Below are 20,648 nucleotides of genomic sequence, written 5' to 3' on the forward strand. Positions count from 1 at the left end.
ACATGGGTACGGCGTACCCTCACCAGGGCCCGATAGCATGATGATTCTCTCTCCCTGGCGTGCCGATTTTCCGGCCATCGCCGCCCTGCAACGGCAAGGCCAGACCTATCTGGACAACGCCGCCACCACGCAAAAACCTCAAGCCCTGCTGGATGCCCTGGCGCATTACTACGCCAACGGCGCGGCCAACGTGCATCGGGCGCAGCATTTGCCCGGCGCCCACGCCACCCAGGCTTTCGAAGACAGCCGCCGCAAAGCCGCGCAATGGCTCAATACTGGCGATTGCGGTCAGATCATCTTTACCCACGGCTCGACGTCCGCGCTGAATCTCCTGGCCTACGGCCTGGAACATCTTTTCAATCCGGGCGACGAGATTGTCATCAGCGCCCTGGAGCATCACGCCAACCTGCTGCCGTGGCAGCAACTGGCGCACCGTCGCGACCTGAAACTGGTGATCCTGCCGCTGGATGCCGACGGCGTGATCGACCTTGAAGCCGCGACCGGCTTGATCGGCTCGCGCACACGTCTGCTGGCCGTCAGTCAACTGTCCAACGTGATTGGCGCGTGGCAGCCACTGCCTCAATTGCTGGCACTGGCCAAGGCGCACAACGCCCTGACCGTGATCGACGGTGCCCAAGGCGTGGTCCATGGCCGCCACGACGTGCAAGCGCTAGGCTGCGATTTTTATGTGTTCTCCAGCCACAAGCTCTACGGCCCCGATGGCCTGGGCGTGTTGTTCGGGCGCAATACAGCGTTGCAACAGCTGCGTCCCTGGCAGTTCGGCGGCGAAATGGTGCTGGATGCCAATTATCACGACGCACGCTTTCGCCCGGCACCGCTGGGTTTCGAGGCCGGGACGCCGCCGATTGCCAGTGTGATCGGCCTGGGAGCAACCCTGGATTACCTCGCAGAGCTTGATCAGGACGCCGTGTCCGTCCATGAAGCGGCGCTGCATGCCTGTCTGCTCAAGGGCCTTGAAGCGCGCAACGGCATTCGCCTGCTGGGCAAGCCGCAAGTGGCACTGGCCAGTTTTACCGTCGAGGGCGTACATAACTCCGATCTCGCGCATTTGCTGACCGAACAAGGGATCGCAGTGCGTGCCGGCCATCACTGCGCCATGCCGCTGCTTAAACGCTTTGAACTGGCCGGGGCGATTCGGGTGTCGTTGGCGCTGTACAACGATTCCGAAGACCTGGAGCGGTTCTTTGAAGCCTTGGATCAGGCGCTGGAGCTATTGCGATGAACCTGCCTGCCGATGCCGTGACGGCACTCGAAACCTTTCAGAAAGCGGCCGGCTGGGAACAACGCGCGCGCCTGCTGATGCAATGGGGCGAGCGTCTGCCGGCCTTGAGTGATGCGCAGATGTGTGATGCCAACCGGGTGCACGGCTGTGAAAGCCAGGTGTGGCTGGTGGGCGAATTGCGCGATGGTCATTGGCTGTTCAGCGCCAACAGCGATGCGCGGCTGATTCGCGGGTTGGTGGCGTTGCTGCTGGCGCGGGTCAACGGGTTGTCGGCGGCTGAGTTGCAGCAGGTGGATTTGCCGGACTGGTTCAATCAGTTGGGGTTGGGGCGGCAGTTGTCCGAATCGCGCAGTAATGGCTTGAATGCGGTGCTTCAGCGGATGCGGAGCCTGAGCGACGTGTAGGAGCTGCCGAAGGCTCGGGCCGCGTTCGGACGATCTTTTGATCTTGCTTTTAAAAAGCAAAATCAAAAGATCGCAGCCTTCGGCAGCTCTTACAGGGGTCATCGCCATTAAATTTGAGGTTTGATGCGATCCGCCGGCCGCCGCACACCCGCCACGATCTTGTCCACAGCCTTGGTCGCCGCAACCATGCCGAACGTCGCCGTCACCATCATCACCGCGCCAAACCCGCCGGCGCAGTCGAGCTTCACGCCATCACCGACAAAACTTTTCTGCAGGCAAATGCTGCCATCCGGTTTCGGGTAACGCAGTTGTTCGGTGGAAAACACGCACGGCACGCTGTAATGGCGGGTCACGGTGCGTGAGAAGCCGTAGTCGCGGCGCAGCGTGGAGCGCACTTTCGACGCCAACGGATCGTTGAACGTGCGATTGAGGTCGCAGACCTGGATCAACGTCGGGTCAATCTGTCCGCCCGCGCCGCCGGTGGTGATGATCTGGATCTTGCGCCGCTTGCACCAGGCGATCAGCGCGGCCTTGGCGTTGACGCTGTCGATGCAGTCAATCACGCAGTCGATGTTCGGCGTGATGTACTCCGCCATGGTGTCGCGGGTGACGAAGTCAGGCACCGCGTGCACCGTGCAGTCCGGGTTGATCCCGCGCAGACGCTCGGCCATCACCTCGACCTTGGGCTTGCCCACCGTGCTGTCCAGCGCGTGCAACTGGCGATTGGCGTTACTGACGCAGACGTCGTCCAGGTCGAACAGCGAAATCTCGCCCACGCCGCAACGAGCCATGGCTTCCGCCGCCCAGGAACCGACACCACCGACGCCCACGATCGCCACATGGGCCGCTTTCAGGCGCTCAAGGCCTTCGATGCCATACAAACGGGCGATGCCAGCAAACCGCGGATCTTCTGTACTCATGACCATTACCCCAAAAACCGGCGCGCATTATAGGGCCGTCGGCGCGCAAGAGCATCATTGCGCTATGAACAGGCAGCATCCACGAAAACTACATCGAACAAAGATTTGCCCTACACACTCTAAAGAAAGAACTTAACCCGACTTGGATTGCCCAATGTCCGGCAATTCCCTGTCCGCTGTACGACCAGAGAATGCCCGGTGTAGGATGCGCGCCCCTTGGCGACCGCCAACCGTTCCTTCGTTCCACAGTCTTTGGAACCCGAAATAACTATGTCATCGCGTAAATTTGGACTCAACCTGGTCGTGGTGCTTGCCATCGCAGCCTTGTTTACCGGCTTCTGGGCGCTGATCAACCGCCCGGTCACCGCCCCCAACTGGCCTGAACAGATCTCCGGCTTCTCGTACTCGCCATTCCAGCAGGGCCAGTTCCCGCAGAAAGACCAGTACCCGACCGACGATCAAATGCGTCGCGACCTGGAGATCATGAGCAAGCTGACGGACAACATCCGCATCTACTCGGTCGATGGCACCCTGCAAGACATCCCGAAACTGGCGGAAGAGTTCGGCTTACGGGTGACCCTGGGGATCTGGATCAGCCCGGACCAGGAACGCAACGAACGGGAAATCACCCGCGCCATCGAGATCGCCAACTCCTCGCGCAGCGTGGTTCGTGTGGTGGTCGGTAACGAAGCGATCTTCCGCAAGGAAATCACCGCCGCCGAACTCAGCGTGTTGCTCGACCGTGTGCGTGCCGCCGTCAAAGTGCCGGTCACGACGTCCGAGCAGTGGCACGTCTGGGAAGAGCACCCGGAGCTGGCCAAGCACGTCGACCTGATCGCCGCGCACGTCCTGCCTTACTGGGAGTTCATCCCGGTGGACAAGGCTCAGCAGTTCGTCCTCGACCGCGCCCGCGACCTGAAAAAAATGTTCCCGAAAAAGCCGCTGCTGCTGTCCGAAGTGGGCTGGCCGAGCAACGGCCGCATGCGCGGTGGCGCCGACGCCTCACCGGCAGACCAGGCGATCTACCTGCGTACATTGGTCAACAAGCTCAACCGCCAGGGCTTCAACTACTTCGTGATCGAAGCGTTTGACCAGCCGTGGAAAGCCAGCGACGAAGGTTCCGTCGGCGCCTACTGGGGCGTGTTCAACGCCGCGCGCCAGCAGAAGTTCAACTTCGAAGGCCCGGTGGTGGCGATTCCGCAATGGCGCGTGTTGGCTATCGGTTCGGTGGTATTGGCGCTGTTGTCGCTGACCCTGCTGATGATCGACGGCTCGGCCCTGCGCCAGCGTGGCCGTACTTTCCTGACCTTCATTGCGTTCCTGTGTGGTTCGGTGCTGGTGTGGATCGGTTACGACTACAGCCAGCAATACAGCACCTGGTTCAGCCTGACGGTGGGCTTCTTGCTCGCCCTCGGTGCGCTCGGGGTGTTTATCGTGCTGCTGACCGAAGCCCATGAACTGGCCGAAGCGGTGTGGGTGCACAAGCGCCGGCGTGAGTTCCTGCCGGTGGAAGGCGATTCCAGCTACCGCCCGAAAGTGTCGATTCACGTGCCCTGCTACAACGAGCCGCCGGAGATGGTCAAACAGACCCTCAACGCCCTGGCCAACCTCGACTATCCGGACTTCGAAGTCCTGATCATCGACAACAACACCAAGGACCCGGCGGTCTGGGAACCGGTGCGCGATTATTGCGAAACCCTCGGCCCGCGCTTCAAGTTCTTCCATGTGGCACCGCTGGTCGGCTTCAAGGGCGGCGCGCTGAACTACCTGATCCCGCACACCGCCAAGGACGCAGAAGTGATCGCGGTGATCGACTCCGATTACTGCGTGCACCCGAACTGGCTCAAGCACATGGTGCCGCACTTCGCCGACCCGAAAATCGCCGTGGTGCAGTCGCCGCAGGATTACCGCGACCAGAACGAAAGCACCTTCAAGAAGCTCTGCTACGCGGAATACAAAGGCTTCTTCCACATCGGCATGGTCACCCGCAACGACCGTGACGCGATCATCCAGCACGGCACCATGACCATGACCCGTCGCTCGGTGCTCGAAGAGCTGGGCTGGGCCGACTGGTGCATCTGTGAAGACGCCGAGCTTGGCCTGCGGGTATTCGAAAAAGGCCTGTCGGCGGCGTATTACCACACCAGCTACGGCAAAGGCCTGATGCCCGATACCTTCATCGACTTCAAGAAGCAGCGTTTCCGCTGGGCCTACGGAGCGATTCAGATTATCAAACGCCACACCGCCAGCCTGCTGCGCGGCAAGGACACCGAGCTGACCCGTGGCCAGCGTTACCACTTCCTCGCGGGCTGGTTGCCGTGGGTGGCGGACGGCATGAACATCTTCTTCACCGTTGGCGCGCTGTTGTGGTCGGCGGCGATGATCATCGTGCCGCAACGGGTCGATCCGCCGCTGCTGATTTTCGCAATCCCGCCGTTGGCACTGTTCGTGTTCAAGGTTGCCAAGATCATCTTCCTCTACCGTCGTGCGGTTGGGGTGAACCTGAAGGATGCCTTCTGCGCGGCGCTGGCCGGCCTGGCGTTGTCCCACACCATCGCCAAAGCGGTGCTGTACGGATTCTTCACCAGCAGCATTCCGTTCTTCCGAACGCCGAAAAACGCCGATAACCACGGCTTCTGGGTAGCGATTTCGGAAGCCCGGGAAGAGATGTTCATCATGCTGCTGTTGTGGGGCGCGGCCCTGGGGATCTACCTGGTGAACGGCATGCCGAGCAACGACATGCGCTTCTGGATCACCATGTTGCTGGTGCAGTCGCTGCCGTACGTCGCAGCGCTGATCATGGCGTTCCTGTCGTCGCTGCCCAAACCGGTGGTTGAGCCAGAACCTGCAACAGCGTAATCCGTTATTAGATAACGTCAAACGGCGGCCTTCGGGTCGCCGTTTTGCTTTAGAATGATCGCCCTTTTCAATGCCAACACACTCGGTAGGAGCTGCCGAAGGCTGCGATCTTTTGATTTTCAGAATCAGGATTAAAAGATCGCAGCCTTCGGCAGCTCCTACAGGTTTATCGTGCTGCACACATCGGAGCTTTCCATGACGGCCCACGCCGACCTTTCGCCGACCCTCCAACTCGCCATCGACCTGATCCGCCGTCCGTCCGTGACGCCGATCGACGCCGATTGCCAGAAGCAGATGATGCAGCGCCTGGGCGATGCCGGTTTCACCCTGGAACCGATGCGCATCGAAGATGTGGATAACTTCTGGGCCACCCACGGCCAGGACGACGGTCCGGTGCTGTGCTTCGCCGGCCACACCGACGTGGTCCCGACCGGCCCGGTGACAGCCTGGCAGATCGAGCCGTTCAACGCGCTGATCGATGAACACGGCATGCTCTGCGGCCGTGGCGCCGCCGACATGAAAGGCAGCCTCGCCGCCATGACCGTCGCCTCCGAGCGCTTTGTCGCCGACTACCCGAATCACAAGGGCAAAGTCGCATTCCTGATCACCAGCGACGAAGAAGGACCGGCGCACCACGGCACCAAGGCAGTGGTTGAACGCCTGGCCGCGCGCAAGGAGCGTCTGGACTGGTGCATCGTCGGCGAACCGTCGAGCACCACCCTGGTGGGTGACGTGGTCAAGAACGGCCGTCGCGGCTCCCTCGGCGCCAAGCTGACCGTGCACGGTGTGCAGGGCCACGTAGCCTACCCGCACCTGGCGAAGAACCCGATCCACCTCGCCGCCCCGGCCCTGGCCGAACTGGCCGCCGAGCACTGGGACCACGGTAACGATTTCTTCCCGCCGACCAGTTTCCAGATTTCCAACGTCAACTCCGGCACTGGTGCGACCAACGTGATCCCGGGTGATCTGGTGGCGGTGTTCAACTTCCGTTTCTCCACCGAGTCCACCGTCGAAGGCCTGCAAAAGCGCGTCGCCGACATTCTCGACAAACATGGCCTGGACTGGCACATCGACTGGGCGCTGTCCGGCCTGCCGTTCCTCACCGAACCGGGTGCGCTGCTGGACGCGGTGTCGGCGAGCATCAAGGACATCACCGGTCGTGAAACCAAGGCGTCCACCAGCGGTGGGACCTCCGACGGGCGCTTCATCGCGACCATGGGCACCCAAGTGGTTGAGCTGGGCCCGGTCAACGCGACCATCCACCAGGTCAACGAGCGTGTGCTGGCAGCGGATCTCGACGTACTGACCGAAATCTACTACCAGACCCTGATCAAGTTGCTCGCCTGATGCTTGCGTGTCCGATCTGCAGTGAGCCGCTGAATGCGGTGGACAACGGCGTGGCCTGCCCCGCCGGGCATCGTTTCGACCGCGCGCGCCAGGGTTACCTGAACCTGTTGCCGGTGCAGCACAAGAACAGCCGTGACCCTGGGGATAACCAGGCAATGGTCGAAGCCCGCCGCGACTTCCTGAATGCCGGGCACTACGCCCCGGTGGCCAAGCGTCTGGCGGAGCTGGCTGCTGGTTATGCACCGCAGCACTGGCTGGACATCGGATGTGGCGAGGGTTACTACACCGCGCAAATCGCCGAGGCCCTGCCAGATGCCGAGGGCTATGCCCTGGACATCTCCCGCGAAGCGGTCAAACGCGCCTGCAAACGCAACCCGAAGCTCACCTGGTTGATCGCCAGTATGGCCCGGGTGCCGTTGGCTTCCGGCAGTTGCCAGTTCCTGGCCAGTGTCTTCAGCCCGCTGGATTGGGAAGAAGCCAAGCGCCTGCTCAGTGTTGGCGGCGGCCTGATGAAAGTCGGGCCAACCAGCGGCCACCTGATGGAACTGCGTGAGCGGCTGTACGACGAAGTCCGTGAATACACTGACGACAAGCACCTGGCCCTGGTACCGGATGGCATGGTGCTGGCCCACAGTGAAACCCTGGAATTCAAGCTGACGCTGGAAAGCGGTCAGGACCGGGCGAACCTGTTGGCGATGACGCCCCACGGCTGGCGCGCCAGTGCCGAGCGCCGTGCTGCTGTTATCGAGCAGGCCGAGCCGTTCGAGGTCACCGTGTCGATGCGCTACGATTATTTTGTTCTTCAATAACTTAAATTTTTGGTCTCGGGCAACGGCTCAAGACCGGCTAAATCCGCGAATGGATTTTTCAGACCCGCAGTGAGGACATCCATGCGCCAACCCGATATCGAGATTTACCTGAAAGACGCCGACGTCGACCACAAAGCCATTTCCGCCTGGCTCGGTGCGGCATTGGGTCCGTGCACCGATTGGGTCCAGAAGGGCCAGACCTACAAGTGCAAGGCCGGCAACGTGCCAGTGACCTGGCTGCCAAAAGCCGTCGGCAAATGGAACAGCCTGTACCTGGAAAGCGACCAGACCCCGTGGGACGACGACATCGCCTGCGCCCGCGCTGCGTTTGCCGCGCTGAACGTCGAAGTGCGTTGCGCACCGGGTAGCTGGGTCGAGGAGGAAGGTGAGGAGACGGCGGATCGCTGGATTCGCATCAGCGCCGATGGTGAAGAAGAGATCACCTGGAAAACTGCTTAAAACCTGAGCATCGAACCTGTGGGAGCGAGCTTGCTCGCGATAGCGGACTTACATTCAACATCTACGTTGGCTGAAAGGACGTCATCGCGAGCAAGCTCGCTCCCACAGTGTTTTTGGGTGTTCTGAAGATTTGGTTTACAGACCTACAACATCCTCAGCCTGCAACCCCTTCTGCCCTTCCACCACCGCGTATTCAACCTGCTGGCCTTCAGTCAGCGAGCGGTGCCCTTCGCCACGAATCGCGCGGTAGTGCACGAACACGTCCACCCCGTCCTCGCGCTGAATGAAGCCGTAGCCCTTGGCGTCGTTGAACCACTTCACGTTGCCGGTTTCGCGTGTTGCCATTTGTTCATACTCCCTTTTTATTATTGATCGGGCTTTTCGCAGGAAAGCCTCGGGAACGTCAGCCTGCGCATACCGGTCCCATGAGGGCAACGGCGACAGAGCGCCGAGTATATGACAGACGTTAAAACTCTCAACAGGAGTTTACTTACGCGCTTTTTTGCCGATTTTCGACGAATCCGGCACACTAGGGGGCGTTCTTCATGAGTTTTCGCGCCGCGCCGTGCCTGCTGTTGTGCAGGGCAAGGCGCGAGAAGCGTGGATTGGTCATTCCAAATAAGCTTCGAGCAACGCAGCCCTGCACAACAGCAGGCGCGGCCCTTCGGGTTGTGCCTTAAAGCGGGCCAGGCTGCGTTGCAGGCCTTGGAAAGGGAACAACCATTCCCAGCGGCCTGCGCCTTGCCTGGCCCGCTTTAAGGCGACAACGCGGGGCGAAAACTCATGAAGAACGCCCCCTGCCGCCCGAGCATTTGCTTGGTTTTATTCACTCATGCAGAAGCCGTATGACCCGCTCCCCGTTCCGCCGTCTTGTGTTTGGCACCTTGCGCCGACTGTTGTACCTCTGGGTTCGCTCGGAGACGATCAACCAGTCGTCGTTCACCCTCAACCTCGACCGCAGTCGTCCGGTGTTCTACGTCCTGCAAAACCCTTCGCTGACCGACCTCGCCGTGGTCGACACCGAATGCAGCAAGGCCGGCCTGCCACGCCCGGTGCTGCCGGTATCGGTGGGCAACCTGCTGGAACCCGCCGCGTTCTTCTACCTGACGCCGGACCCGGACTGGCTCGGCCGCCAGGACAAGCGCGGCGCGCCGCCGACCCTGACCCGCCTGGTCAGCGCCCTGAGCCAGAACGCCGCCGAAGATGCGCAGATCATTCCGGTCAGTGTGTTCTGGGGCCAGTCGCCGGACAGCGAAAACAGCCCATGGAAACTTCTGTTCGCCGATAGCTGGGCGGTCACCGGGCGCTTGCGCCGATTGCTGAGCGTCATCGTGCTGGGACGCAAGACCCGCGTGCAGTTCTCCGCGCCGATCCACCTGCGCGAACTGATCGAGCACGACAAGGGCCATGAACGCACCGTGCGCATGGCCCAGCGGATCCTGCGGGTACACTTCCGCAACCTGAAGGCGGCGGTGATCGGCCCGGACATTTCCCACCGCCGCAACCTGGTCAAAGGCCTGCTGAACCAGCCGCAGGTCAAACAAGCGATCCTCGACGAAGCCGAACGCGAGAACATTTCACCGGAGAAGGCCAAAGCTCAAGCGCTACGCTACGGCAACGAAATCGCCTCGGACTACACCTACACTGCGATCCGTTTTATGGAAGTGGTGCTGAGCTGGTTCTGGAACAAGATCTACGACGGTATCAAGGTCAATCACATCGAAGGCGTGCAGAAGGTCGCCCAGGGTCACGAAGTGATCTACGTGCCGTGCCACCGCAGCCACATCGACTATCTGCTGCTGTCATACCTGCTGTTCCGCAACGGCCTGACCCCGCCGCACATTGCCGCCGGCATCAACCTGAACATGCCGGTGATCGGCGGCCTGCTGCGTCGCGGCGGTGCGTTCTTCATGCGCCGCACGTTCAAGGGCAACCCGCTGTACACCTCGGTGTTCAACGAATACCTGCACACCCTGTTCACCAAGGGCTTCCCGGTGGAGTACTTCGTCGAGGGCGGCCGTTCGCGCACCGGGCGCATGCTGCAACCCAAGACTGGGATGCTGGCGATCACCCTGCGCAGCTTCTTGCGCTCGTCGCGCATGCCCATCGTCTTCGTGCCGGTATACATCGGCTACGAGCGCGTGCTGGAAGGTCGAACCTATCTTGGCGAGTTGCGCGGTGCGGCCAAGAAGAAAGAGTCGATCTTCGATATTTTCAAAGTCATCGGCGCGCTCAAACAGCGCTTCGGCCAGGTGGCGGTGAACTTCGGCGAGCCGATCAAGCTGGCGGAATTCCTCGACGGCGAGCAGCCGGACTGGCGCCAACAAGAACTCGGCCCGCAGTTCAGACCCGCCTGGCTCAACGAAACCACCAACCGCCTCGGTGAGAAAGTCGCCCGGCATTTGAACGAAGCGGCGGCGATCAACCCGGTCAACCTGGTGGCACTGGCGTTGCTGTCCACCAGCCGCCTGGCCCTGGACGACCGGGCCATGGCGCGGGTGCTCGACCTGTACCTGGCGCTGCTGCGCAAGGTCCCCTATTCGCCGCACACCACCTTGCCAGAAGGCGATGGCCGGGCGCTGATCGAGCACGTGAAGGACATGGACCTGCTCTCGGAGCAGAGCGATGCGTTGGGCAAGATCCTGTATCTGGACGAGCAGAATGCGGTCCTGATGACCTACTACCGCAACAACGTGCTGCACATTTTCGCCCTGCCGGCGCTACTGGCGAGCTTCTTCCAGAGCGCCTCGCGCATGAGCCGCGAGCAGATCCTGCGCTACACTCGCGCGCTGTATCCGTACCTGCAAGCAGAGCTGTTCACTCGCTGGCCACTGGACGAACTGGATGCGGTGATCGATCAATGGCTGGAAGCCTTCGTCGAACAAGGCCTGCTGCGCTTCGAGAACGATGTGTACCTGCGCCCGGCGCCAAGCTCGCGGCATTTCGTACTGCTCACGCTGCTGTCGAAAAGCATCGCCCAGACCCTGCAACGCTTCTACATGACCGTGTCCCTGCTGCTCAACAGCGGCCAAAACAGCATCAGCGCCGAAGAACTGGAAGACCTGTGCACGGTCATGGCCCAGCGCCTGTCGATCCTGCATGGCCTGAACGCCCCCGAATTCTTCGACAAGAGCCTGTTCCGCCACTTCATCCAGACCATGCTTGACCTCGACGTGCTCAAGCGCGATGAAGCGGGCAAGTTGAGCTATCACGAACTGCTCGGTGAACTGGCTGAAGGCGCGGCCAAACGGGTGTTGCCGGCGGAGATTCGCTTGTCGATTCGGCAGGTGGCGTTGCATCGTAGTGAAGATGCGGCGGAGTTGGTAACACCGCTCTGATTTCATCGGATCACTGCACGCAGGTTTATGGCTGAAGCAAGGACGCTTCTGACTCATGCCACGCCCTCTTCGCCCCTGCTTGCAGGAATTCCCCTACATAGAAATCGCTGCATCGAACCTATGCTGGGCGCTCGTCAATACCGACGATCAATCGATAGGGAAATCAATATGAGCAGCGAAACCGTAAAAACCATTGATGGCAAAGTACATTATCTCGAAAAGATTGGACTGCTGCCCAACTCAACGCTTCATGTCCGCCTGCTGGATGTCAGCCTGCAAGATGTCGCCGCGAAGGAACTGGCCGTACAGATCACTCCCAATGCAGAAAATGTCGGGCTGAACTTCAACCTGACGTACAAGCTTGCCGATGTCCTGCCCGACCATACCTATGCAATCAGCGCGAGCATCACCCACGAAGACCGTCTGATCTTCACCACCACTCAACAACACCGGGTGGAATTGGGTGTCGATTATGTGAAGGGGCAGGAAGTGCTGGTCAGCCGCGTCTGAGAACGCCCCGAGGCAAGTTGGGCGATATCCCCGGCAAAATCCGCTAAATTGTCGTTGGCGCCGGTTTTCTTCAGGCGCCAACGACAAGGATCCGCTTCATGAAAAAACTCTCTCTCCTCGGGCTTACGGTTTTGCTCGGCGCCTGCCAATCCATGCAATCTGCCCCGAAAGCCAGCCTCGACGGCGAAGTCTTTTACCTGCAACGCAGCGCCCTGCCGCCCACCGCCACCCTGAGCGTAAGCTTGCAGGACGTGTCCCTGGCCGACGCACCGGCCATTGTCCTCGACGAACAGAAAGGTCAAGTCAAAGGCCAGGTGCCACTGCCGTTTCATCTGAGTTACGATCCGGCGCAGGTCAAACCAGGCCATCGCTACTCGGTCAGCGCGCGCATCGAAGTCGACGGCAAGCTGATGTTCATCACCACCGAAAACCATGCCGTGCAGCTTGATGGCAAAGACCCGCAACCGCTGAAAATCCGCGTCGACGCCGTTCGCTAACTCTCTTTTTTGAACAAGGAAGCTGCCATGCTCCGCCCTACCCTCCGCTTTGCCGGCCTGTGCGCAGGCTTGATGATCTCCGCCAGCGCCCTGGCGCTGTCCCTCAGCGACCTGTCGCAAAAAGACGCCACCGGCGGGCTCAAGGACGCACTGACCCAAGGTGCGCAACTGGCCGTAAAGCAACTCGGCACCCCGGGCGGCTTCAGCAACAACCCCGACGTGAAAATCGAACTGCCGGGCAAACTGGGCAAAGTCGCCAGCAAAATGAAACAGTTCGGCATGGGCGATCAGGTCGATGAGCTGGAAGCCAGCATGAACAAGGCAGCCGAAACCGCCGTCACCCAGGCCCAGCCAATCCTTGTCGATGCTGTGAAGAAAATGACCGTTGAAGACGCCAAGGGCATCCTCAGCGGCGGCAACGACTCGGCCACCCAATACCTGAACAAGACCAGCCGCGAACAGATCCGCGCCAAGTTCCTGCCGATCGTCAAGCAAGCTACCGACAAGGTTGGCCTGGCCCAGCAGTACAACTCGTTCGCCGGGCAAGCGGCGACCATGGGCGTAGTGGATGCGAAAAACGCCAACGTCGAAAACTACGTCACCGAGCAGGCGTTGAATGGCTTGTTCGAGATGATCGGCAAACAGGAAGAAACCATCCGCCAGAACCCGGCGGCTGCGGCGACCAGTTTAGCGAAGAAGGTGTTTGGGACGCTCTGAGCCGCAACACAAAACCTGTGGGAGCAGGCTTGCTCCCACAAAGGTTCAGGCCGCTGATACGGGTCTTAGAAAGAATACCCACTCGCGCCCCATCTTGCGTTTCTCGAACAACTTCAACGCGACCAGCCCATTGAGCGTGGCTGACGCTGTGTTGTAAGAACAACCCAGATTCTCCTTCACATTGACCGCCGTGAACTCCTTGGCCATTCCGCTCCTGGCCACTTGAAACAACGCCCGCTGTTTCTCGGTGAGCTGGTCGAGAAAACCACTTTCACGCAACCAGCAATCAAATTGCTGCGCATCGTCCAGACTTTTCCGATACACCCCGGTAAAACTGCCCACAGCCCGCAACACCACCGAACACTGGAAATCGATGAAGTACGTCAGATCCAGATCATCCGCCTCGGTATTCAAATACGACCGCCCGTACTTCAACGGCGCATTGCGCAACAAAACACTGATGGCGATGTAGCGAAACGCCGAGAAGTCATTTTTGAACATGAACCAGTAAAACAACGCGCGCGCTACCCGACCGTTGCCGTCGCGAAAAGGATGCTCGTAACCCAAGACAAAATGCAGCGCGATGGCTTTGATCAATGGATGAAGGTAGTCCGCTTGATGAGAGTTGTTGTGAGGTTGGTTGATCCACTTGGCCAGCACCTGCAAACGTGACACGAGCCCTGTTGCAGGCGGTGGCGAATGCACGGTGTTGCCCTGGCCATCCTGGACTACGACGTCATCGTTGGTCCTGAATGCTCCAGGCGAGTACTGCGAATCGTCGATACCCTCGACGCCAACTCGATGCATGGCTGCAATCAGCTCAACGCTCAGTGGCTCGTAACGCTGCTCCCAGGCGAAGTTCATCATCTTGAAGTTACCGATGACCATTCGCTCATCCGGCGTGCGCGGCGAACGATGGCGCTTGAGCATGTCCTTGGCCACCCGCGTCGTGGTGGCCGCACCTTCGAGCTGGCTGCTGCTGATGGCCTCGTCTTCGATCAGATCATTGAGCAAATAGCTGAAATGAGCGCGCTCGCCAATCTGGCCGGTCATGTATTCCAGCACTGCGGTTGTCGCCTGACGATCCACTACGGAAATGGCTTTTTGCGCCTGCGGCGTCAGCATGAACTTCAGCCAGCACGCCGGTTCACCCAATGGCAAAAGGCTCGAATACTGTGCAGTCCGCGCTTTCTTGACCAAAGCCCAGCACAGGTTCGAATCCAGCCCAGGCGCCCAGCGGTAGCGCAATGAATCGAATGGCAGGTAACGCCCCTGATCGTCCAGGGGCTTGAGCAAGGCGAGGTATTGCGAAAGGCGTTCCTTGTGGGGCGATCGCAACAGCCGATCAAACACCGGATTGGACCGCCCCCTCAATGTGGGTGGATTTTTCATGGCGCTGTCTCAAACATGCGTGAAACCGGGCTCTGAGTACAACACCTGAGCTTTTTAGCCTCAATATCAGACGGGTCCGAGATCAATGTAGGAACAATGAATGTCCGCTGGCCGGTACAGGTTCAGCGGGCTTTTTCCTTTTGCTATTGCTGCAGATCCAACTGATCGAGGACGCGATTCACTGATAGCTGCGCCAGGACAATCATCTGCTGAACGCCGAGTGCCAGATTGCAGGTTGGGCCGATCAGGCTGGATGACAACTCGGTCGCCATCACGTTGGCTGAGGCGAGGGTTTCGTAGGCGTGGACCAGCAGCGTTTCGGAATTAATGCCAGGGCGGATGGTGAAAATTGGACAGGGGCGACTTGAAGTGCCGAAATGCTCTTCGGGCTCTGAAGCCGGGGGGTTTGGGCTGGGTTTGATCATTGTGAAGCTCCTAACGAAAGTTGGAGCAGCCAGCATCACTTGCAGATGATGGGTGGCAGCTGTGTGCAGGTCTGCAAGACCGAGTCGTTAGGCAACCTCGGCAGACCCGAAGATCTCCCGCACACAGCCACCATAAATCGGTGGTCGCTAAAAAAGCGCCACGATTATAGGTGCGCCAGTGGGCGCCTAACAAACTATTGGCGGGCTTGCAGTCCCGGTCGCTGAATTGGCAGCGACCGTCAGAGGCTAGAGATCGTGCTTCCGACAGGCAACCTGAAAGTCTTGTGGGAATGGTCTGAATGGTTGGCATTGGCGATAAACACTGTTGACTGTTGGGCAGCCATCGCGAGCAAGCTCGCTCCCACAGAAAAGCAAAAACAGAGCAGCGTACACAGACGCTCGTCACCACTCATCAGGCCGAGCGTTAGCTCGCCTGCAGCTTTTGATCTTGATCCACCCGCCCCCTCGGGAGGCTGAGTGGAGGTGTTCATCCGGGGATGGGCGCGCAGCGCCGTTCGACGCAGTCGAACTCATTGCATGTAGGTCGAAGCGAAGCCGACCGGAGGGCAATGCCCCCGGATGAATACCGGAGCGAAGGAACGCCGAGCCTTAGCGAGGGGCCGGACGTTCGGGGCGAGCGCTTTTTTTGCTTACTTTTTTTGAGGCGCTTGTTAAAAAAAGTGAGTCGCCGTAAGGGCGAAACCGCCAGTGGCCGTTACCGCAGGAATGGATATGTACACCATCCACAAGCACTTGGTCGGCCCGAAGGCCGCCAAGGTCAAACCCTCAAACCGACTCTTTGCGAACCCGAAACCAGGCAGCATAAAGGGCAGGCAAAAACAGCAGCGTCAACGCCGTGGCCACAATCAACCCCCCCATGATCGCCACCGCCATCGGCCCGAAAAACACACTGCGCGACAAAGGAATCATCGCCAGCACCGCCGCCAGCGCCGTCAACACAATCGGCCGGAACCGCCGCACCGTCGCCTCGATGATCGCCTGCCAAGGCTTCAACCCGGCAGCGATATCCTGCTCGATCTGATCCACCAGAATCACCGAGTTACGCATGATCATCCCCGACAACGCGATGGTCCCCAGCATGGCCACGAAACCGAACGGCTGGCGGAACACCAACAGAAACAGCGTCACCCCGATCAACCCCAGCGGTGCCGTCAGAAACACCATCGCCGTACGCGAGAAACTGCGCAGTTGCAGCATCAGCAAGGTCAACACCACCACGATGAACAACGGCACGCCGGCCTTCACCGAGTTCTGTCCGCGCGCGGAGTCTTCCACCGTGCCGCCGACATCCAGCAAGTAGCCGTCGGGCAGTTCGGCGCGGATCGGATCGAGGGTCGGCATGATCTGCTGCACCAGCGTCGCCGGTTGCTCCTTGTCATAGATGTCGGCGCGAACCGTCACGTTGGGCAGGCGATTGCGGTGCCAGATGATGCCCTCTTCGAAGCCGTACTCCAGGGTCGCGATCTGCGACAGCGCGACGCTGCGACCGTTATCGGTCGGTACCGCCAGGCTCGGCAGCAATGACAACTCGGTGCGCTCATGCAAGGTGCCGCGCAGCAGGATCTCGATCAACTCGTTGTCTTCGCGGTACTGGCTGACGCTGGAACCGGTCAGGGAGCTTTGCAGGAACCTCGACAGGTTCGCCGTGCTCACGCCCAGCGCCCGCGCGCGGTCCTGATCGATGTTCAGGTACACCACCTTGCTCGGTTCTTCCCAGTCCAGGTGGACGTTGACCACATGTGGGTTCTCGCGCACCTTGGCCGCAACTTTGCGCGCCAGCGCCCGCACCTCCTCGATGTGCTCCCCGGTCACGCGGAACTGCACCGGGTAACCAACCGGCGGACCGTTTTCCAGGCGCGTGACCCGCGAGCGCAAGGCCGGGAATTGTTCATTGAGCGTGGCGATCAACCAGATGCGCAGAGCCTCGCGTTCCTCGATGTTTTTTGCCAGGACGACAAATTGGGCGAAGCTCGCCGCCGGCAGTTGCTGATCCAGCGGCAGGTAAAAACGCGGCGAACCGGTACCGACGTAGGCCACGTAATTGTCGATCCCCGCCTTGTCCTTGAGCAGCGCCTCGAGGCGTTTGACCTCGTCGGCGGTATTGCTCAGCGAAGCGCCTTCGGCCAGTTTCAGGTCGACCATCAACTCCAGGCGACCCGATGCCGGGAAGAACTGCTGCGGCACAAACTTGAACAGCACGATGGAGGCGATGAACAACAGCACGGTCGCCAGGATCACGGTTTTGCGCCAGCGTACGCACCACTCCACCAGACGCCGGACGCGCTGATAAAACGGTGTGCCATACGGATCGGGCTGACCGGCACCGTGTTTGGCGGCGTGGATTTTCGCCAGGTCCGGCAGGAGTTTTTCCCCCAGATACGGCACGAAAACCACGGCGGCCACCCACGACGCCAGCAGCGCAATGGTGACCACCTCGAAGATCGAACGGGTGTATTCGCCCGTGCCCGATTGCGCCGTGGCGATCGGCAGGAAACCGGCCGCAGTGATCAGCGTACCGGTGAGCATCGGGAACGCGGTACTGGTCCAGGCATAACTCGCTGCTTTGACCCGGTCGAAACCCTGCTCCATTTTGATCGCCATCATTTCCACGGCGATGATCGCGTCGTCCACCAGCAAACCCAGGGCCAGCACCAGCGCGCCAAGGGAGATCTTGTGCAAGCCGATGCCCAGGTAATACATGCACGCGAACGTCATCGCCAGCACCAGCGGAATCGCCAGGGCCACCACCATGCCGGTGCGCACACCCAGGGAAAAGAAGCTCACCAGCAACACAATGGCCAGCGCCTCGACCAGTACTTGCACGAACTCGCCGACACCGGTTTTCACCGCGGCCGGTTGGTCGGAGACTTTGCGCAACTCCATACCGGCCGGGAGGTTTTTCTGGATGCGGGCGAACTCGACTTCCAGCGCCTTGCCCAGCACGAGAATGTCACCGCCATCCTTCATCGCCACCGCCAGGCCAATGGCGTCTTGCGCCATGAAGCGCATGCGCGGTGCCGGTGGATCATTGAAACCACGGCGCACGTCGGCCACGTCGGAGATGCGGAAGGTGCGATCACCGACGCGGATCGGGAAGTTCTTGATCTCGTCGACCGTCTGAAAATTCCCCGTCACCCGTAGCTGCAATCGCTCGCTGCTGGTCTCGAAGAAACCTGCCGTGGACACCGCGTTCTGTTCTTCAAGGGCTTGCTGGACGGCAGCCAGCGGCAAGCCGAGGGTGGCGAGTTTGACGTTGGAGAGTTCGATCCAGATTTTCTCGTCTTGCACCCCCAGCAGTTCGACCTTGCCCACATCCTTGACCCGTTGCAGCTGGATCTGGATGCGGTCGGCGTAATCCTTGAGCACGGCGTAGTCGAAACCCGCGCCTGTCAGGGCGTAGATATTGCCGAAAGTGGTGCCGAATTCATCGTTGAAAAACGGCCCCTGAATCCCCGGCGGCAGGGTATGACGGATGTCGCTGATCTTCTTGCGCACCTGATACCAGAGCTCCGGGATCTCCACCGAATGCATGGAGTCGCGAGCGATGAAGGTCACCTGGGATTCGCCGGGACGGGAGAACGACACGATGCGCTCGTACTCGCCGGTTTCCATCAGTTTCTTTTCGATGCGTTCGGTGACCTGGCGCGAGACTTCCTCGGCGGTCGCTCCCGGCCAATTGGTGCGAATCACCATGGCCTTGAAGGTGAACGGCGGGTCTTCACTCTGGCCGAGCTTGGTGTAGGACAGTGCGCCGACGATGGCCAGCAACAGCATCAGGAACAGGACGATCTGGCGATTACGCAGCGCCCATTCGGAAACGTTGAAGCGCATCGGGGCTTACTCCTTGTCCGCCAGATTGACCACACGATTGGAGCGATCCACCGGGCGCACCTGCTGCCCTTCGAGAAGCACATGGACACCAGCGGCCACTACCCAGTCGCTGGCGTTGAGCCCTTCGAGCACCGGTACGGTTTTTTCGCCGAAAGCACCGACCCGCACTGGAGTCTTTTTCAAGGTGTTGTTGGCGCTGACGACCCAGACATAAGTCACGCCGTTTTCCGCCGTCAGCGCAGACAGCGGAACGGACAGTGGCACCACGTCGGCAGCCTGCACGAACACCCGGGCGCTCTGCCCCAGTTCCACCGGAACCTTGCCGGATGCGAAGGCGATGCGCGCTGCGAACGTGCGGGACTTTGGATCGGCCGCTGGGGACAGCTCACGGATACGCCCTTCGAAACGCTGGTCGGGCTGGGTCCAGAGCTCTACCGAGACCGGTTCACCGACCTTGAAGCGGCCGAAGTTCTGCTCCGGCAGGCTGATCAACACTTCGCGCTCACCATCGGTCGCCAGTGTGAACACCGTTTGCCCGGCGGCCACGACTTGCCCGACCTCCACCAGACGCTTGGCCACGACGCCGTCCTGCGGCGCACGCAACACGGCGTAGCTGGCCTGGTTATTGGAAACGTTGAATTCGGCTTTGATTTGCTTGAGGCGCGCTTCGCCGGAGCGGTAGAGGTTTTCGGCGTTGTCGTACTGCGAGCGGCTGACCAGTTGGCGTTCCATCAGGGTCTTGTAGCGATCACGCTCGGAACGCACCAGGTTCAGATTGGCTTCAGCGGCGGCGACCTGGGCCCGGGTGGCCTCCAGTTGCAGGCGCACGTCCTGAGGGTCGAGCTCCGCCAAGGGTTGATCGGCCTTGACCCGCTGCCCCTCCTCGACCAGTCGTCGGCTGACTTTACCGCCGATACGGAACGCCAGGTCCGGCTCATACCGCGCGCGAACTTCACCGGGATAGCTTTCCATGGCCTGCGCCGAAGGCTCTGGCTGGACCACCATGGCCGGGCGCACGCTGACTGGCGGTGCCTCTTCGTGACCACACGCAGACAATAAAAAAGCCAGGGTGACTGGCAACGCGAGGGACAAGGCATAGCGGAACATGGTGAAGGACCTTTCGCTAATGGTGCTTTGAATAATTATACTGAGCAGTATGTTATTAATAGCAAACTCACCAGTCCAGTAATAAAAACGAATATGCCAAACAATCTTTCAGCACCCAGTGGCCCAGGCAGACCCAAGGATTTGGTCAAGCGCCAGGCAATTCTCGATGCGGCCAAAGCGCTGTTTCTGAGTAAGGGTTATGCCAATACCAGCATGGATGCCGTCGCAGCCGAGGCCGGTGTGTCAAAGCTGACGGTCTATAGCCACTTCAACGACAAGGAGACGCTGTTCTCCGCCGCCGTGATGGCCAAGTGCGAGGAGCAGTTGCCACCGCTGTTTTTCGAATTGCCGGAAGGCGTGGCGGTGGAAACCGTGTTGCTGAACATCGCGCGCGGTTTTCATCAACTGATCAACAGTGATGAATCAGTGAACCTGCACCGTTTGATGATGACCCTGGGCAGCCAGGACCCAAAGCTGTCGCAGATATTCTTCGAAGCCGGGCCGGAGCGCATGCTGCATGGCATGGAACGCCTGCTGAGCAAGATCGATGAAAGTGGCGTGCTGACCATCGACAAACCGCACAATGCGGCCGAACACTTCTTCTGCCTGCTCAAGGGCGCGGGGAATTTCCGTTTGCTGTATGGCTGCGGCGAGCCTCTGGTTGACGAGGCGGCGGAGAGCCATGTGCGGGAGGTGGTGGGGTTGTTTATGCGGGCTTATCGGCCTGAGTGAGCCAGATGGATATTGGCTGTCTGATCTGACGCCTTCG

17 protein-coding genes are annotated in these 20,648 nt (G+C 60.2%); 11 read left to right on the forward strand and 6 right to left on the reverse strand.

Annotation, left to right across the window (positions count from 1 at the left end; translation table 11 throughout):
• Positions 1–37 precede the first annotated feature (37 nt).
• Together AC1DWG_RS12870 and AC1DWG_RS12875 are read left to right on the forward strand one after the other, a co-directional pair.
• Positions 38–1,243, forward strand: a complete 1,206-nt coding sequence (locus AC1DWG_RS12870) for an aminotransferase class V-fold PLP-dependent enzyme (protein ID WP_477763890.1) — start codon at positions 38–40, stop codon at positions 1,241–1,243.
• The gene (locus AC1DWG_RS12875) at positions 1,240–1,647 is read left to right on the forward strand and encodes a SufE family protein (protein WP_477763891.1); all 408 of its coding nucleotides are present in this window, start codon (positions 1,240–1,242) and stop codon (positions 1,645–1,647) included. The genes AC1DWG_RS12870 and AC1DWG_RS12875 overlap by 4 nt, the downstream gene beginning before the upstream one ends.
• A 107-nt stretch (positions 1,648–1,754) precedes the next feature.
• On the opposite strand, the gene tcdA is transcribed toward AC1DWG_RS12875, so the two are convergent.
• Complete coding sequence (tcdA, locus tag AC1DWG_RS12880; RefSeq protein ID WP_477763892.1) at positions 1,755–2,573, reverse strand: tRNA cyclic N6-threonylcarbamoyladenosine(37) synthase TcdA; 819 nt, start codon at positions 2,571–2,573, stop codon at positions 1,755–1,757.
• Positions 2,574–2,837: 264 nt separating this feature from the next.
• Here tcdA and AC1DWG_RS12885 point away from each other — a divergent pair, with 264 nt between their 5' ends.
• From AC1DWG_RS12885 to AC1DWG_RS12900, 4 genes are all read left to right on the forward strand, one after another.
• Entirely contained in the window at positions 2,838–5,426 is a 2,589-nt protein-coding gene (locus AC1DWG_RS12885) for a glycosyltransferase (RefSeq protein ID WP_477787863.1), read from the forward strand.
• 195 nt (positions 5,427–5,621) lie between these two features.
• The gene (gene dapE, locus AC1DWG_RS12890) at positions 5,622–6,773 is read left to right on the forward strand and encodes a succinyl-diaminopimelate desuccinylase (RefSeq protein WP_477763894.1); all 1,152 of its coding nucleotides are present in this window, start codon (positions 5,622–5,624) and stop codon (positions 6,771–6,773) included.
• Positions 6,773–7,582: a putative RNA methyltransferase gene (locus tag AC1DWG_RS12895; RefSeq protein ID WP_477787864.1), complete on the forward strand. Its 810-nt coding sequence runs from the start codon at positions 6,773–6,775 to the stop codon at positions 7,580–7,582. The genes dapE and AC1DWG_RS12895 overlap by 1 nt, the downstream gene beginning before the upstream one ends.
• 81 nt (positions 7,583–7,663) lie before the next feature.
• A complete protein-coding gene (locus AC1DWG_RS12900) occupies positions 7,664–8,041 on the forward strand; it encodes a hypothetical protein (RefSeq protein WP_223442721.1) in 378 nt (125 codons plus the stop codon).
• A gap of 135 nt (positions 8,042–8,176) precedes the next feature.
• Here AC1DWG_RS12900 and AC1DWG_RS12905 read toward each other — a convergent pair whose 3' ends face one another.
• Positions 8,177–8,386, reverse strand: a complete 210-nt coding sequence (locus AC1DWG_RS12905; protein ID WP_007954750.1) for a cold shock domain-containing protein — start codon at positions 8,384–8,386, stop codon at positions 8,177–8,179.
• A 500-nt stretch (positions 8,387–8,886) separates the two neighbouring features.
• On the opposite strand from AC1DWG_RS12905, the gene plsB reads away from it, so the two are divergent.
• The 4 genes from plsB (at position 8,887) to AC1DWG_RS12925 (ending at position 13,103) form a co-directional block, all read left to right on the forward strand.
• Positions 8,887–11,379 (forward strand): glycerol-3-phosphate 1-O-acyltransferase PlsB, encoded by a 2,493-nt coding sequence (gene plsB, locus AC1DWG_RS12910; protein WP_477763896.1) that lies wholly within the window; start codon positions 8,887–8,889, stop codon positions 11,377–11,379.
• A gap of 168 nt (positions 11,380–11,547) precedes the next feature.
• Positions 11,548–11,889, forward strand: coding sequence for a YbaY family lipoprotein (locus AC1DWG_RS12915; RefSeq protein ID WP_477763897.1), 342 nt, complete (start codon positions 11,548–11,550; stop codon positions 11,887–11,889).
• A 98-nt stretch (positions 11,890–11,987) separates the two neighbouring features.
• The gene (locus tag AC1DWG_RS12920) at positions 11,988–12,386 is read left to right on the forward strand and encodes a YbaY family lipoprotein (protein WP_115947766.1); all 399 of its coding nucleotides are present in this window, start codon (positions 11,988–11,990) and stop codon (positions 12,384–12,386) included.
• A gap of 27 nt (positions 12,387–12,413) precedes the next feature.
• A complete protein-coding gene (locus tag AC1DWG_RS12925) occupies positions 12,414–13,103 on the forward strand; it encodes a DUF4197 domain-containing protein (RefSeq protein WP_007990313.1) in 690 nt (229 codons plus the stop codon).
• A 45-nt stretch (positions 13,104–13,148) separates the two neighbouring features.
• Here the strand turns inward: AC1DWG_RS12925 and AC1DWG_RS12930 are convergent, their stop codons facing one another.
• The 4 genes from AC1DWG_RS12930 to AC1DWG_RS12945 all read right to left on the reverse strand — a co-directional run bounded on the left by AC1DWG_RS12930 (position 13,149) and on the right by AC1DWG_RS12945 (position 19,879).
• A complete protein-coding gene (locus AC1DWG_RS12930) occupies positions 13,149–14,495 on the reverse strand; it encodes a Fic family protein (RefSeq protein ID WP_477787865.1) in 1,347 nt (448 codons plus the stop codon).
• A 143-nt stretch (positions 14,496–14,638) separates the two neighbouring features.
• Positions 14,639–14,920 carry a DUF6124 family protein gene (locus AC1DWG_RS12935; RefSeq protein ID WP_477787866.1) on the reverse strand — a complete coding sequence of 94 codons (282 nt, stop codon included), beginning with the start codon at positions 14,918–14,920 and terminating at the stop codon, positions 14,639–14,641.
• A 786-nt stretch (positions 14,921–15,706) separates the two neighbouring features.
• On the reverse strand, positions 15,707–18,772 hold the full coding sequence (locus tag AC1DWG_RS12940) for an efflux RND transporter permease subunit (protein ID WP_477763901.1): 3,066 nt from the start codon (positions 18,770–18,772) through the stop codon (positions 15,707–15,709).
• A 6-nt stretch (positions 18,773–18,778) separates the two neighbouring features.
• A complete protein-coding gene (locus AC1DWG_RS12945; RefSeq protein WP_477763902.1) occupies positions 18,779–19,879 on the reverse strand; it encodes an efflux RND transporter periplasmic adaptor subunit in 1,101 nt (366 codons plus the stop codon).
• 93 nt (positions 19,880–19,972) lie between these two features.
• Here AC1DWG_RS12945 and AC1DWG_RS12950 point away from each other — a divergent pair, with 93 nt between their 5' ends.
• A complete protein-coding gene (locus tag AC1DWG_RS12950; RefSeq protein ID WP_477763903.1) occupies positions 19,973–20,611 on the forward strand; it encodes a TetR/AcrR family transcriptional regulator in 639 nt (212 codons plus the stop codon).
• The last annotated feature ends 37 nt before the right edge of the window (positions 20,612–20,648 follow it).

The sequence above is a fragment of the Pseudomonas sp. P4_B3 genome (assembly GCF_056402295.1).